This is a genomic window from Streptomyces aculeolatus (assembly GCF_020400605.1).
GTDB classification, from domain to species: Bacteria; Actinomycetota; Actinomycetes; order Streptomycetales; family Streptomycetaceae; genus Streptomyces; species Streptomyces aculeolatus.
Genome location: NZ_JAINRD010000004.1, coordinates 412,529 through 427,337, shown reverse-complemented (window position 1 = coordinate 427,337; position 14,809 = coordinate 412,529). Strand labels below are relative to the sequence as shown.

Here is a 14,809-nt window from a genome sequence, read left to right as displayed (position 1 = left end):
ACCAGGGGTGTCGCAGCGGAGTTGAGGGGATATCCGGGCCGGGGGATGCCGCCCGGTCTGCGTGGTCGGTCAGGACGCCGCGCGCTGTTCGGGGTGCTGGTCGGCGGCGAGGTCGAGTCGGCCGGGGTGGGGGGTGGCGCGTGGTGCGGTGCCGCGGGCGGAGCCGTCGGGGCCGATCCGCCGGCGCCGGCACGGCTCCCCGGCCTGGGCCCGGCACCACTGGCACCGCACCGACAAGGCGTCGGGCAGGCCCTCGGCGACGGCCTCCTCGCGCGCCGCGCGGGCGGGCCGGTAGGGCGCGAGGGCGGCCCGGGCGGCGGGGGGAATGCAGGAGCCGACCTCCCGCAACCGCGCCTGAAGCTCCGGGTCGACCCGGCCGCGACCCTGGCTGATGGCCCGGTACCGGACGGGCTGAGCGGTGCCGGCGGCCACAGCCTGGCGTGCGCGGGCCAGTTCGGCGGTCCAGGCGGCCTGGTCGTCGGGGTCGGCGGTCGGGGTGGGGTCGGTGTGGCGGAGCATGCGCTCGCGCCGGTGGCTCTCCCACGGGCGGGCGACATCGGCGGGCACGATCGGGTACGGCGAGATGCGGATGTGCCTGCGGGCTGCGGCGTAGGCGTCCCAGCCGTACTCGGTGGCGATCGGCACGTCGCCGAGCAGCTCGTGCCACTGGGCGAGCTGGTCGCGGGCTTCGCCCTGGTCGGTGCGGATGGTGCGGGGGTCGAGGCGGCCGATGTAGGCGAGCAGGGCGGCGGTTTCACGGCGATCCACTCTCTGGCTACTCCGTTCCGGTCGGCTCGTCGAGGGCGGCCAGCAGGGCGGCGGTGTGGGCCTGGGCCCGGGTCATCCCGCCGGGCGGGGCGGGGGAGTTGACGGGTACGGCGTACAGGCTGGGGCGGTGGGGGGAGTGCTCCCGGGCGATCCAGGAGCGCCAGTCGGCGGCCCACGCCGCGGCGGGGCGTGGTGCGAGGTCGGCGCGGTGGGTGCGCCACTTCGCGTCGGCGGCTTGCAGGGCCTGCTCGCCGAGGCGGTCGAGGTGTCCCTGTTCGCGGATCCAGGTCAGGGTTGCCGGGTCGGGCTGCCATCCGGCGGCCGGCGTGACGGCGCCACGCGCGCTGCTGCTCTTACTCCCGTTCCTTTCAGGTTCACTACTGTTCTGGGTGCCGGTTTCCGGTACCTCGCTATGCCGGTTTCCGGTACGTCGAGGTGCCGGTTTTCCGCTGGAGGTGCCGGTTTCCGGTACTGCCGGTTTCCGGCACCTCGCGGGGGAAACCGGCACCTCGCGCGGACGGATTCCGTACTGCCCGAGCGCGGAGAGCCGCAACGTGGGCGGGGACTTGGAATCCTCGGCGGGTGCCTCCTCATCGCCGTCCTGCTGCTGTCGCAGGGCCTGTGCGATCGCCAGGGCGGCCATAGGAAGGCGGTAGACCGTGCTGCGCTGCGGGCCGATCAGGTCGTCGAGCTGCTCCAACTCACCGGCCTCGACGAGTCGGCCGATGGCCTCGCGAACCGTTGAGACGGAGGCGTTCGTGCGGGCGGCTAGAGATGTCAACGAGGCCCAGGACACGCACTGTTCGTCGGCTACCCGGTCGGCTATCGACAGCAGCACCAGCCGTGCGGTCCCGCGACTGGAGCTGCTTTCCCACACCCACTCACGGGCATCGGTGCTCACCGGCCGCTCCCGGCCCCGACACGGGAAATTTCGGACTTCGAGGCCGAGGCAGGGTGCCACGGGCCGGGGCGAGAAGGAGCCGAGACGCAGGCTGCGGCTTCGGCGACGCGCCTGTGTCTTTTACACGGTGCGCAGGGCATGCAAGAATCTCCTCTTCAGTCGCCACGCTGACGTGCCCGGTGCAAGGGGATCAGCGTGGTGATGTCGGGCAAACTCCGCCCCTGGCAGGGCGGGTTACGCCGTGGGCGTCGGCGTCCGAGAGTTCCCGCTCTCGGACGCCCACGCTGCATTCGCCCCCGGGATCCCGACCGCATTGCCGGTCGTTCCCTTCATCCGTGGGACCGGGCGGGCTCCCTCCCCGGGGGACGACGAACATACGCACACCCCGTTGCGGAGATCCAGAGTTGGCTCTAAAACTCTGTACTAGTCGCACACAGTGACAGTGACAGTGACATTGGGACCCAGGAGTGCGCGCAAGTCGCAGAGCTGAAGGCTGCCTAGGACTCCCGGGCCGGCAGGACTGCACCTTGTACGCGAGAGGCAGGTCCCGCGCTGGTGTGCCGCGCGGGGCGTGGTGAGAGGGAGTCCCTCAGCACAAGGGCGGGATCAGCCGGTGCTCGTGAAAGAGTTCAGACTGCTCGCGCAGGGCCCGGCTTAATTTCGTCGCCGTCGTAGCTGCTCTGCCGCCCTGCTGCGGGTGTCCGGGCGTGCCCGGCGAAGGACCGGTGACCAGCTGAGGACTATCCGCGTGAAGTCCATCCGCAGTGCCCACAGTTGCCCCTCCCTCGAAGCCGCCGGCCGGTGTCGGCGTCGGCTGTCAGGCGACCCTAAAAGCCCCTCCAACAGTGCGTCAACGGGCGACGAGACCACCACCGCGTGGAATTCCATCAGGGAGCTCTTTTCACTGCCTGATGAACAGCATGACCGGGAGGGCTGAACCAACTCGATTAGGTCAACAATGAGTTGGGGCTGTCGAAGGGTGAGCTATCTGTGTCGGAGACCCGGCTGGACGGGGCGTCGCCGCCCTCCCTGTCTCACATCGTGGACGTTTTCCGGGTGAATGCGTCAGCGCTGAGGTGTTTCCCGCCCGCAGCGGGCGATCTCAGTTTCATAACGCCTGTAAGAACGAGGCCCGTGTCGACGCGGAGGCGCGTGCGCTCAGCCGCTGCCGGGAAGGCAGTGGAGCTGGAGGTCGGACGACGGATCCGGGCGCGTGTGTCGCGTTCGGCGTGTCATTGCGGCATATGCCAGAATGATGCTGATCATGCAGAGGTGAGCGATGATTCGCGCGTCTCCCAGCCTCGGCTGGGCGAGCTGCTGAAGAAATGGCGGAAGCGTACCCAGTACCGCCTGGGCCGCAGCCGGCCGCTCAGCCAGAAGGCTGTGGCTGCACGCGTCGGCATAGCCGCCCGCACCTATCAAGGGCTGGAACTCGGCGAGCCGCGCAGGCGCCTCTCGCCCGACACCGCCGACGCGCTGGCCAGAGTCTTCGACCTGGAAGCCGGCGATCGAGATCTGCTCTTCCTGCTCGGCGCCCGGGTCAGGCCGGGCCCCGCCCATGCCGCCGGCCCCGATGCGGCGGTGCTGGCCGACCTGCGCCTCGTCCTCGACAGCGCCGAGCCGACACCGGCAGTCCTGCTCGACGCGATGGGGAACGTACACATGCACAACCACGCAATGGCCACGTGGATCCCCTACGTCCGCGAGCCCCACGCTAACCTGGTGCGCTGGTGCCTGAGCCATCCCGACGCCAGAGAGCAGATCGTCGACTGGTCGCAGTACGTGCGGCTGTGGTTCGCCATACTCCGCAACTACCAAGCGGTATACGGCACCGACAGACCAGGCGTGCAGGAGATCCTTGCGATCATCGACGCCGACCCCGACCTTCAGCCCATCTGGGAAGAGAGCCGCGACGTCCGGCAGGACCTCGGCGGTGAGCGCTCCGCCTTGCGCCTGCCCTGCTACGGCGGAAAGCGAGTGGAGGTCGTCGTCCACGTACTCCACCCGACCGCGGCCCCGCACTACAGAGTCGGCGTCCTCACCCCGATCACACCTGTCCCCGCGATGGAGGAGTCGTGAGTGAGGAGACAGGGGTGCGCAGACAACTCCCTGCAACGCGCGTGAACCGCGAGCTGAGATCGGTCAATCTATAACCCGAGAACTTCTCCGGCGCAGTAATTTCCCAAGACGGAGCCCAGAACCGCACGGTGCTGTACAGGGGTGCTGACCATCCCGGTACCCCGGCGTGCCGAGGCTGCGTATGCGACCTGCATGAATGATCATGCTGAAATGCAGGACAAGCAGCCCCGCGTCTCGCAGCCCCAACTGGGCGCACTCCTCAAGTCCTGGCGGAAGAGCGCCCACCGCCGCCGCGGCCTGCCGCGGCGCCTCACTCAGAAAGAACTAGCCGAAGGAGCCGACCTGGGGCTGAGCAAGTACCAGGACCTGGAAACAGGCCGCAGCCGCCCCCTCATCACACCCGGCCAGGCAGAGCGCCTGGCAGCTCTGCTCGGGCTGTCGGACGGTGAGCGGACCACCCTATTTCTACTCGCCACCCGGGGAATGCCCGAAACCAGCGAAGCCGCCCATGCGGCGATCCTCACAGACTCGCAGCTGCTGATGGACTGCTTCGACCCGACACCGGCCGTCGTGCTGGACGTCGCCTGGAACGTGGTGGTCTTCAACGAAGCCATGGCGGCCTGGTTCCCTTTCGTCCGCCTGCCGAGAGCGAACATTCTTCTTTGGTGTCTGAGTCATCCCGATGCCAGGGAGCAGATCGTCGACTGGAGTCAGCACACCAGAAGCTGGCTCGGAATACTGCGACAGGCCCAGGAAACGGTCGCCGGCCACCCGGACGTGGAAGCAATCGTGGAACGCGTAGCCACCGACTCGACGCTGCGCCCTATGTGGCGCGAACGCACCGACACCCAACAGGACATCGGCGGTGAGCGATTCGCCCTGCAGCTCCCCCACCACGAAGGAAAGCGCGTCGAGATCGCTATCCAGGTGCTCTACTCCTCAGGGCGCCGGAACCACCAAGTCGGAGTCCTCACCCCTATTCCCTAGCGACGTCAGTCGCCGCGCGGTCGATACTCCGCTGGCGAACACGGTCAGAAATCCGTGTCACCGGTGACTGCGGCCGTCATCGTGGCGGCCACCGCCAGCAGCCGATCCCAAACACGGAGAAGGTCGTCGAGGACGGAAGGCGGAAACAGCTTCTCCTCCCAGGCGGAGGCATTCAGGTACGCCAGGTGGGCCTCTCCCTGGGCTGCCGTGACGTTCAGCCGCCTGGCTTCGTCGGCGATCTCGCGAGCGGTGGGCTCGGCGAAGGAGGTGCTCGCCCAAGCGGTGAGGAGGCGCTCCGCATGCGGAAGCAGTGGCTGCGCGGCGCCGGCGTACAACTCGACGAGTTCCACCATGGGCGAGCCGTCCAGCCGGTGTCGCCAGGCAGGGAGCAGCTCCGCCTGCACGGCTTCGACCCGCCGTGCGAGCACGGCGAAGCTCTCCGTGTACAAGCGGTCCCCCTGATCCGCCCCCCGTGGGAAGTCCGGGACCGACCTCGGCGCCTTCACCAGGACCTCGAAGAAGGCACTGGCGAGTTCGATCTCCTCGTCGGTGGGCTGCCACTCGTGGCGGTTCAGAGACCATGCGATCTCGCTCAGCCGGTCCGCAGTTTCGCTCATCTACGGAACCGTACGGAACCGGGGCGGGTTGTGGGGAGGTTGCTGGCACGGTTGGTGCGCACCCGCCTTCCACCGGGCGGGGGACCGTCGTTGGTCGTGATCGCCGCGTACGTCGTGCCGGCGGCCCGTAGAGTGCTTCGCAACACAACGTCTTCAGTGTGCGGACCAGCGCTGTCCGGGGAGCAGGGCCGGCAACAGACGGCGCGTGGAGGGGAGGGGGCGACGTGGCTTACCCGATGGCGCCCGAGGACGTCCTTCGCGCATGTGCGTACATGGAAGCGGTCTGGCGCACGGATACGGGGGCCATGGCTGCGCTGCTGCAGCACGAGCCTGCGGAAGAACCGACGGCGACTCTGCTCACCGAACTTGGTGAGAACCTCATGCAGTGGATTTTCCCCGCCCAGTTCGGTATCCGCGATGGGTTGACCGCGGAGGAACTCGAAGCCGCAGCAGGGGAAATGGATGCCGATCCGACCGTGCGGGTCTCCCGGGTGCTCATCGAAACGCTCAAGACGCTCGCCGCGGACAGTACGCCGGAAAACACTGAGACTATCGCCCGCGCCGTCACCGGATTTCTCATCGCCATGAGCGACGCCGCCACCGAGTCTGATGTCATGACTCTGTTCGACAACCTGCGGCAGGCCGCCCTCAACGGGTCCGGTCCCCGGCCCGAGTAGCTACCGCAACTCAAACCCCGGCGCCTTGCCCATTGCGCCCTGAGCCGATGCGATGGCGGGCGTGTGTCAGCTTCGTGGGTTGTGAGCGGCCAGCAGGAAGGCCCGAAGTTCCTCCGTGGTGGACGGAAGGCCGTCGGTCTGGGGGATCCACTGGTGGCGGTCGTGTCCCGTCAGGACGACGGGGCCGGGTTGATCGGTGGCCAGGGTGAACACGAACTGCCGGCTCAGGCCGCCGCGTGCGTTGGTGAAGTCGACGTGGCCCAGGTATCGGTCGACCGGGGTGGAGGGCAGGCCGGTCGTTCCGCGGACCGTCCGGGTGAGGCAGTCCAGGACGGATTCGTTCTTCTCACAGTGCCCGCCAGGGAGTTCCCAGGTTCCGTCGAGGTGCGTGTCCGGCGGGCGCCGCATGAACAGGACGGCGTCGTCGTGGACGATGAGGGCCGCGCAGGCCAGGTCGCGGATGCCGTCGGCGTGGGCCTGGTCCTCCAGATCGGCTGAGAGCCCGCGAAGAGCGGCGTAGCGGGCCAGCGGGCTCATCGGCAGACGTTGCATGTCGCGGGGGTCGATGAAGGCGAGGTCGGTGCCCTCGGTCAGGACCAGGGTGTCGGGGTCGCCGTCCCACTGGCCTTGGAAGACGTAGGTGTGGTGGCCGGAGTCGGCGGTGTGGGTGAACAGGTGCTCCAGGGGTAGCTGCAGGCCGATCTCTTCGAGGACTTCGCGGCGGATGGTGGCGGCGGGGCCGGCGTCGTCGGCTTCGGGTTTCCCGCCGTTGGGTGACCAGGTGCCGGGCCAGCAGATGTCGGGGTTGTCGTCCCTGCGGTGCATGAGGAGGTGGCCTGCGGTGTTGCGGATCAGCGCGAGGGTGCCGTAGCCGTACGGGGGTGCCTTCGCCGTGATCAGGTCCATCACGCGGCGGGTGTCCTCCTTCACGGACGTGTTCATCGGCAGTTGGTCGAAGTCCGCTGGCGCGATGAACGCAAGATCGGTACCTTCGCCCAGGATCAGCGTTTTCGCATCGCCGTTCCACCGGCCGTGGCAGACGTGAACGGGGTAGCGGTCAGAGTCGACGCGGAACATCAAGGTGAGCGCGACGCCCTCCAGGCCCGCCTCTTCGCGGAGTTCGCGGACGCCGGTGGCCAGGGGGTCGGCGTCGCCGGGTTCGGCGCCGCCGCCCAGCGGTGCCCAGGTGCCCGGCGCCCAGATGCCTTCCTTGTCGTCTCGCAGGTGCATGAGGACCTCACCGGCCTCGTTGGTGATCACCACCAAGGTGCCGTACGGGTCCTCCTCGGCCGGGCGGCCGTGCCGTGGGCGCCCCAGCGCGCTCAGGACACGGGCGCGCAACTCGGCATCGCCCAGCTGCGAGGGCCCCACCCATTGGGCGCGGGCCGGCTCGGCGGCGTCCACGGGTACCCCGGGGGTGCCGCGGGTGCGGAAGAGGAAGCTAACGTCGATGCGCTGGTGTGCCGGCTCGTGAGGCTCCGGGCAGGCTTCGATCGTCTCGACCTCGATCAGGAGCGGTTCGCCGCCGCACAGCGGCTTCAGGCCCGCGATACCGGTCTTCTCCTCGATCACCCGCTGTACGGCGCCGGCCAGGGTGCGATCGCCCGGCCCGCACGAACCTCCGGGCGGGAAGCGCCGCCCGGATGCCTCGTCGTGGACCAGGAGGACCTCGTCGCCGTCGTTGACGACCACACCCGAGATCCTCACGCGGCCGTCGAAGCCGGCGCCGCCGGCCGCCAACAGGTCGAGGAGCGGGTCGAGGAGCCCACGCTCGGCAGGATAACGACCGAGGTAGGCGGTCAGCACATCGTGAATGTGCGGGAGGGGAATCGCCATCCTGCGCTCCTTCGTCACCATCCACAGGCCAGCACACCGCCAGCGGGCCCATCGGGTGCGGACGTTAGTCGCCAGTCCGCCCGCCTGCGCCGTGCCACGTCCGAAACCACCCAACTCGCCCTTTCGGGCACAGTGGCTAGCGTTTGCGGCCGACGCCGCAGCAGGCCGCGACCTCTGCGGGCGGGCCGCCGACCTGCTGGGCTTCGGGACGCCACAGAGAGGTGGAGACCACCCCCGGGTCCAGAAGCTCCACGCCGTCGAAGAAGGCGCCGATCTGATCCGGGCTGCGGTTGGTGTAGGGGCTCGCGGCCTTCTCGTTGTATTCCTCGGTGGCCTGCATCCGCTGCTCGGTATCGATGCCGTCGTTGATCACCAGGTAGCTGCCCGGCGCCACCGAGTCGAGCAGGCGCGTGACGATGCCGCGGCACTGGTCGTAGTCGGGGATGTTGCCCAGGACACCCAGCATCATCAGCGCAACGGGCTGCGTGAAGTCCAGCGTCCTGGCCGCCTCGTCGACGAGGCGCTCCACATCGCGGACGTCGGCGTCGACGTACTCGGTGACGCCTGCGTCGCTGGAGGTGAGCAGCGCGCGGGCATGGGCCAGGACCAGCGGGTCGTTGTCGACGTAGACGATCCGGCAGGCGGGATCGATCGCCTGGGCGACCTCGTGGGTGTTGTTGGCCGTGGGCAGGCCGGTGCCGATGTCGAGAAACTGGCGGACGCCCGCATCACCGACCAGGTGACGCACGGCGCGGCGGAGGAATGCGCGTGATTGCCGGGCCACGTCGACGATGCCGGGGAAGACGTCCATGACCTGGGCGGCCATCTCCCGGTCGGCGGCGTAGTGGTCCTTACCACCGACCCAGAAGTCCCACACGCGGGCCTGGTGCGGACGGGTCGGATCGATCGGCATGTCCATCCGCTCGGCGTCTCTGGCTGAGTCCTCAGTCATAGGTGTTGCTTCCTCGAAGGTGCGGTGCGGTGGGTGTCAGCGGCGAACGTACATCAGGGGGACGCAGGCGGCCCACGTGCACAGGATCCCGGATGCCGAGCGCGGCGAAGGAGTTCCTCCCGGGGCCCGGGCTGCGCATGGACGTGGATGCCGAAGAGGCCCGGTGTTGCACGTGCGTACGGGGCGGGGCTGGCCTCCGCAGCGACGTGCGGGCAGTTACGCGTCTCCGAGTTTGACGCTTCCCAGCTCGCGCCAGGTGATGTGTCGGCGGTCGTGCGACTGGGCCACCATGATGAGCGTGTCGAGCCGCAGGACGACCGGGTCGCCGGGCAGGTCTGAGAGCAGCGCTTTGGCTGCGGCGCGGTTGAGCTGGGGCGCCTGGCTTGTCCCGTACGCGAGGGTTACGTGCGGGTCGTAGCTCGCCGAGATCCGGGGGAACCGGCCGTTGGTGACCTTGTCGTGGACGTCGCAGACCATCCTCCAGACCTGCCGTGCCGGTTCACCCGGATGTCCGCCGCACTCCAGCGCCACGGTGCCAAGAGCGGGTCGGGAGAGCACCACTTCGACCGGGTCCATGGCTCGGGCCCGCTCGGTGACCCCCGCCCTGATCGCGTCGATCTCCCCTGGCCGGTAGTCGTCCAGCGGCGCCGCGTGCTGGACGGTGAGGTGCACGTCCTCGGGGGCGACTGCGGCCATCCCGGGCAGGGTGGCCACCGGCCGGTAGCGGTCGGTCAGGGCGCGGCGCACCGGCGCCGGCGGCAGCAGGTGCCAGTGCAGATCCTCGCGGCCGGCCGGCCAGGGGTGGTCACGCTCCACTCGCGCGAAGAAGTTCTCCAAGATGTCCTCCCTGGGTTCGCCGGCGGTTCCGCTTCCGGCGGCGGTCTTCGTGTTGTGTCCATGTGCGCGCCAGATGCGGTGGCGCGTTCTCGGCCGATGGCGCCGGCGGCCCGAGGCGCGCGGTGCGTCCCCGCCCGTCGCTGACTTCCTGCGCGGACTCGGGGTCTAGTCCTGGCGCCGGTCGGCGCCGGGCTCCTACGAGGTGTGGATGGTGGTGGCGCGGCGCCAGTAGGTGCGGGCTTGCTCGATCAGTGCGCGGGCTGCGTCGTCGTGGACGGCCGCGTCGTTGAGCAGGTCGAGGGCTTTGATGTGCAGGGCGATCTCGTCGGGGCTGGTGATGTCGAGGCCGGAAGAGACCAGTTCGACGTGCACGACGCTGTTGTCGTGGAGGTTGAAGGCGTTGACCGGAAGGGTCGGCATCTCCGCGGTGCGGGGGAGGATGCCCAGCCGCAGGGTGGGCTGGTCGAAGTCGGCCAGGAGGCGGTCCATCTGGCCGGCCATCACGGCCGGGCCGCCGATGTTGGTGTAGAGGGCCTGCTCGCCGAGGAGGACGTCGAAGTGGCGTCCGGGCTCGTAGAGGACCTGCTGGCGTTCCATCCGGGCGGCGACGCCTGCCTCGACGTCGTCGGGGGTGCCGAGGAAGTCGACGACCTGGCGGAGGATGACGCTCGCGTACGCGCGGGTCTGGAGCGTTCCCCAGATCATGGTGGGGATCCACGAGCGGCTGTCCCGCACGGCGCGGTACTGGTCGATGATCTCTTCCTGTACCGGTGCGGTGCCGTCGCTCAGGCGCTGTTGCCAGGGGATGTGCTGGTCCATGGTGCCTCCTGCATCGGGTTCAGCTGGCCGGTCTGGCGCCGGGCCGGGGCTTATGACGCGGTGTTGTCGGCGGCGCGGGGGTGCCGGTGGGGGCGGGGGAGTTGTGGGTCGTTCGCCCGGTGGGTGAACGCGGCGGCCTGGATGTCGAAGAGGGCGCGGTAGTGGCCGGCCGGGTCGGCGAGGAGGTCGGTCGGGCTGCCGGATTCGATGACGTGGCCCTCGTGGAGGACGTAGACGAGGTCGGCGTGCTGGACGGAGGCCATGCGGTGGGTGATGAGCAGGATGGTCTGCCCCTGGTCGGCCAGGGCGCGGATCTTGCGGAAGGTGGATTCCTCGGCACGGGCGTCGAGGGCGGCGGTGGGCTCGTCGACGATGAGGATCTCGCCTGCTCGGTAGTGGGCGCGGGCGATGCCCAGGCGCTGCCACTGGCCTCCGGAGAGCTGCACCCCGCGCTGGAAGGTCCGGGAGAGCAGGGTGCGCCAGCCGAACGGGAGGTCGTCGACGAAGCCGGCGCCGGCGTGCTGGGCCGCGGCGGCCAGCCGGTCCTCGTCGCGCGGCCTGTCGGTGCGGGAGATGGCGACGTTGGTGGCCGCGGTCATGGGCCAGCGCACGTGGTCCTGCTGGACCAGCGCGAAGCGGCTGAAGACGTCGGCGCGGTCGGCTTCGGTGGCATCGATGTCGTCCCACAGGATGCGGCCGTCATCGGGAAGGTAGAGGCCGGACAGGAGTTTGGCCAGGGTGGTTTTCCCGCTGCCGTTCTCGCCGACCAGGGCGACGATGCCGCCGGTGGGAATGGTCAGCGTGACGTCGTTGAGCGCCGGGGTGGTGTCGGTGCCGGGGTAGGTGAAGGTGACGTTCTCCAGCCGGATCGCCGCCGGCGTGCTGGGCAGGGGCTTGCCGCCGGTGGGGATGAGGCGGTCCGCGGATTCGTCCAGGAGCCGCCGCAGGTCGGCGACGTGCATCGACTCGCGGTGCAGAAAGTTCACCCGGGTGATCAGGGCGTCCAGGCCGCTGGCGCCCTGGCGGATGGCCAGCACCGCGGTGCCCGCGCCGGCCAGGGCGAGGACCTCAGTCCACAGGAGACCGCCGAGGAGCGTGTAGGTGGCGACCGTGGCCAGCCCGGTCAGCGCGGCGGCGGCCAGCTCCAGCCGGGCGGTTACCTTCGCCAGCCGCTCCTGCTCTGATTCGGCGGCTTCGGACATCAGCCGGTGGTGGGTCAGCAGGAAACCGCCGGCGTCGTGAACCCGGACCTCCGCGGCGGTGTCGGTGTCGGTGAGCAACTCGCACAGCTTGCCCATGGCGCGGTCGTGCTGCAGCCAGCGCTGGAACGACTCGTACCGGTGCCGGGCGACGGCCAGGGTGGCCCAGGCGTTGGGCAGCACCATCACCGCGAGCATCACCATCAGCGCCCAGTGCAGCCGGGTGAGCACCCCGGCCATCGCGACCAGCGACAGCAACGAGGTGACGACCATGACGCTCTGGTCGACCATGCGACGCGCGGACGAAGTGCCGTACCGGGCGCTCTCCAGCAGGCGGTGGAAGCCGTGGTCCTCCATCGCGGTCATCTCCACCCGGCAGGCCCGCTCCAGGTACGTCTGGCGCACCACCCGCTCCACCCGCGGCCCCAGCGGCTCACTGAACCGCGTCGAGACCGCCTTGCACACCGCCGCGACCGCGGACACCGCCGCCAGGAGTACGGCGATGGGCAGCACCTGCCGCAGCCGCTCCTCCATCGCACCGCCGGCCAGCAGTTCGGACAAGGCGGCGTTGACGCCCAGCAGCACCACCGCCTGCGCCGCACCCCTCACGACCTCCGCGCCGGTGACGACGAGCACCGCACGCCGGTCCGCCCGCCACGACAACGACACCGCCAAACCCAGCAGCCGCGGCAGCGCCGCCGCGCTCTTCCGGATACCCAGCGCGTAGCGCGAGTCCTCGTACTGCGCCCAACTCGCGTCGTACAGCAGCGGCCCGCCGAACAGCAGCTCCTCCGACTCCGACACCCTCTCGTTCCCGGATTGCGCATCCTGTGCGCCCCGTCGCTTCACCGAACGCCCTCCATTCCCGTCAGCAATCGGGTTTCCTGTTCTCCGAGGCTGGCCCGGTATGCCTTCGGGCCCGCTGATGTACAGCGCCGGCAGGGCCGGCACCGCGGGCGGTGAATGTGCTGGTCTCCCGGCCCGATGGCGTCCGGGGTGGTATGGGTGCATTGCGCGACCGGCTCGGTTCGGCCGCCCTTACTTGCCCCGCGCCTGCACTCAGTCTTCGCGATGCCTCTCTCGGCGTCCCTGCTGTCGCGCGTGTGAAGCGCTCGGTGGGGACGCTGTCGAGTGACCTGCTGAGGCGTTCTCCCCCTGTGCTGCTTAGCGGGGCTGGCTTCCGTCGGCCACGGCGACGCGCAGAACCACTGTGGTGCGCAGGCCGGCCGTGATGGGGCGGACACCGTGGACGTGGTCTCGGGTTGCGGGGAAGGCGACGACCGAGCCTCGGGGAGGGCGGAGATCGGTAGGCGGTTCCTGGAAGAACAGCGCTCCGCCCTGGTACTCGTCTGGACCGCTGAGCCAGGTCACCACGGTGATGTCGCCGCCGACGACCGGCTGGCCGTTGGTGCGTGCGCGTTCGCGTTCGACGTCGGTGACCTCGTCGTGGTGGGCGACGAAGCCGACGCCCTCGCCGTATCGGTAGGCGACGCACTGCTGGGCGGGGATGCGCTGGACGCGGACGCCGAAGTGGCGCTGCAGCATGGGTTCGACCTGGCTGAACAGCCGTTCCTCCAGAGGGCCCGGGATCTCGGTGTAGTCGCTCTTGCGCTGCGACTCATCGAGGACCCCCTGGTAGGTGCGGGGCCTGTGCGCGGCGGTGCCGACGTAGCTAATGAGGTCGGTGCACAGCTCGGCGTCGATGCCTGCGTTGGCTACGAGAGGGGCAGCGGTGCGCCAGTTTGTTGTTCCGGTGTCGGCCACCAGCGGGTTCCTTCCGGGGTGTCTTCGATGGTGATGCCCTGGGCTGCCAGGTCATCTCGGATGCGGTCGGCAGCAGTGAAGTCCTTGTTTTTGCGGTGGATTTCACGCTGCTGGAGGGCGGCTTCGATGGCCGCGGACTCGTCCGTGCCTCGTTCGGTGCTGAGGTGGAAGGTGTCGAAGAGGTCGTTGATGTCGGCCAGGAGCTGGGCCGCGGCGGGCCCCGGTGCCGCGGTGGCTTTGTTGGTTGCGCGGATGTAGTCGAAGAGGACGGCGAGCGCGCCGGGGGTGTCGAAGTCGTCGTCCAGGTGCGCGTAGAACGCGGTGCGCGCCTCCGCCGCCGTGCCGGCGGTTTCCGCGGTGTCGGTGGCGGTGATGGTCCTGGCGAAGTTCTCGACCCGGCGCCGGGCGGCCTGTGCCTGGTGAAGCGCTTCGGTGTTGTAGTCGGTTGAAGAGCGGTAGTGCTGGCTCAAGAACGTGTACCGAAGGGTGCGGTAGTCGGTCTGAGCGAGGGCGTCGCGGATGGTGGTGAAGTTGCCGGAACTCTTCGACATCTTCGAGCCGGCGACCCGCAGAAGGCCGGTGTGCATCCAATGGAGGGCCAGCGGTGCCTTCCCGGAGGCGGATTCCATCTGGGCGATCTCGGCCTCGTGGTGGGGGAAGATGAGGTCTACCGCTCCACCGTGCAGGTCGTACTGCGGACCGAAGAGGGCGTTGGTGATGGCGGTGTCTTCGATGTGCCAGCCAGGTCGGCCCTCACCGAGAGCGCCGTCCCAGAACGGCTCACCAGGCTTCCGCGCCTTCCACAGCGCGAAGTCCCCGGGATTCCTCTTTCCCGAATGCTCGTCGATGCGCGACAGGGAGTCCTCGGGCCGGATGTCGGTGCGGCCGGAGAGCTTTCCGTATTCGGCGAAGGACGCCAGGTCGAAGTACCAGCCGTCATCCAGTCGGTAGGCGTACCCCCGCTCGATGAGCTGTTGGACTTGCTCGATGATCTGGTCGATGTGGTCGTGGGCGCGGGCGTGGATGTCGACGCTGTTGTTTCCCAGCGCGGCCATGTCCTCGCGGTAGCGGCGTTCGTATTTCTCGGCGAGTTCCCGAGGGTCGGCGGAGATTTTCTGGGCGCGGCGGATGATTTTGTCGTCGATGTCGGTGATGTTTTGCGCGTAGGTTACTCGGAATCCGCTGTGCCGCAGGTATCGGGCGACGAGGTCGAACTGCGTGTAGGTCTTGGCGTGCCCTACGTGGCTGAGGTCGTAGACCGTAGGTCCGCAGACGAACATCTCCACGACGCCGGGGGTGCGCGTGGTGAAGGGTTCCTTGGTGTTGGTCAGCGTGTCATGGATCGTCAGCGGCATGGCTACGCCTCCTCGTTG

The 14,809-nt window shown here is 69.1% G+C and carries 13 protein-coding genes; 3 read left to right on the top strand and 10 right to left on the bottom strand.

Annotated features, from left to right (window positions below; all coding sequences use genetic code 11):
* Nucleotides 1–69: 69 nt before the first annotated feature.
* Both LG396_RS10470 and LG396_RS10465 read right to left on the bottom strand, forming a co-directional pair.
* On the bottom strand, nt 70–768 hold the full coding sequence (locus LG396_RS10470; protein WP_225794516.1) for a zinc finger domain-containing protein: 699 nt from the start codon (nt 766–768) through the stop codon (nt 70–72).
* Between the two features lie 7 nt (nt 769–775).
* Nucleotides 776–1,669 carry a helix-turn-helix domain-containing protein gene (locus LG396_RS10465; protein ID WP_225794515.1) on the bottom strand — a complete coding sequence of 298 codons (894 nt, stop codon included), beginning with the start codon at nt 1,667–1,669 and terminating at the stop codon, nt 776–778.
* 1,272 nt (nt 1,670–2,941) lie between these two features.
* Between LG396_RS10465 and LG396_RS10460 the strand changes: the two genes are divergently transcribed.
* Both LG396_RS10460 and LG396_RS10455 read left to right on the top strand, forming a co-directional pair.
* Nucleotides 2,942–3,748: an MmyB family transcriptional regulator gene (locus LG396_RS10460; RefSeq protein ID WP_225794514.1), complete on the top strand. Its 807-nt coding sequence runs from the start codon at nt 2,942–2,944 to the stop codon at nt 3,746–3,748.
* Between the two features lie 210 nt (nt 3,749–3,958).
* The gene (locus LG396_RS10455; RefSeq protein WP_225794513.1) at nt 3,959–4,735 is read left to right on the top strand and encodes a helix-turn-helix transcriptional regulator; all 777 of its coding nucleotides are present in this window, start codon (nt 3,959–3,961) and stop codon (nt 4,733–4,735) included.
* A gap of 44 nt (nt 4,736–4,779) precedes the next feature.
* Here LG396_RS10455 and LG396_RS10450 read toward each other — a convergent pair whose 3' ends face one another.
* Nucleotides 4,780–5,352 carry a hypothetical protein gene (locus LG396_RS10450; RefSeq protein ID WP_225794512.1) on the bottom strand — a complete coding sequence of 191 codons (573 nt, stop codon included), beginning with the start codon at nt 5,350–5,352 and terminating at the stop codon, nt 4,780–4,782.
* 305 nt (nt 5,353–5,657) lie between these two features.
* On the opposite strand from LG396_RS10450, the gene LG396_RS10445 reads away from it, so the two are divergent.
* A complete protein-coding gene (locus tag LG396_RS10445; RefSeq protein ID WP_225794511.1) occupies nt 5,658–6,029 on the top strand; it encodes a hypothetical protein in 372 nt (123 codons plus the stop codon).
* Between the two features lie 66 nt (nt 6,030–6,095).
* Here the strand turns inward: LG396_RS10445 and LG396_RS10440 are convergent, their stop codons facing one another.
* From LG396_RS10440 to cysS, 7 genes are all read right to left on the bottom strand, one after another.
* Nucleotides 6,096–7,865, bottom strand: coding sequence for an NUDIX domain-containing protein (locus LG396_RS10440; protein ID WP_225794510.1), 1,770 nt, complete (start codon nt 7,863–7,865; stop codon nt 6,096–6,098).
* A gap of 136 nt (nt 7,866–8,001) precedes the next feature.
* Nucleotides 8,002–8,817, bottom strand: coding sequence for an SAM-dependent methyltransferase (locus LG396_RS10435; RefSeq protein ID WP_225794509.1), 816 nt, complete (start codon nt 8,815–8,817; stop codon nt 8,002–8,004).
* 216 nt (nt 8,818–9,033) lie between these two features.
* Complete coding sequence (locus LG396_RS10430) at nt 9,034–9,654, bottom strand: 2'-5' RNA ligase family protein (RefSeq protein ID WP_225794508.1); 621 nt, start codon at nt 9,652–9,654, stop codon at nt 9,034–9,036.
* 195 nt (nt 9,655–9,849) lie between these two features.
* Nucleotides 9,850–10,473, bottom strand: a complete 624-nt coding sequence (locus LG396_RS10425; RefSeq protein ID WP_225794507.1) for a DUF5753 domain-containing protein — start codon at nt 10,471–10,473, stop codon at nt 9,850–9,852.
* A gap of 50 nt (nt 10,474–10,523) precedes the next feature.
* A complete protein-coding gene (locus LG396_RS10420; protein ID WP_225794506.1) occupies nt 10,524–12,476 on the bottom strand; it encodes an ABC transporter ATP-binding protein in 1,953 nt (650 codons plus the stop codon).
* 360 nt (nt 12,477–12,836) lie between these two features.
* Nucleotides 12,837–13,436, bottom strand: a complete 600-nt coding sequence (locus LG396_RS39645) for a 2OG-Fe(II) oxygenase (protein ID WP_225794505.1) — start codon at nt 13,434–13,436, stop codon at nt 12,837–12,839.
* Nucleotides 13,388–14,791 carry a cysteine--tRNA ligase gene (gene cysS / locus LG396_RS10410; RefSeq protein ID WP_225794504.1) on the bottom strand — a complete coding sequence of 468 codons (1,404 nt, stop codon included), beginning with the start codon at nt 14,789–14,791 and terminating at the stop codon, nt 13,388–13,390. Before cysS ends, LG396_RS39645 begins: the two co-directional genes overlap by 49 nt.
* Between the last annotated feature and the right edge of the window lie 18 nt (nt 14,792–14,809).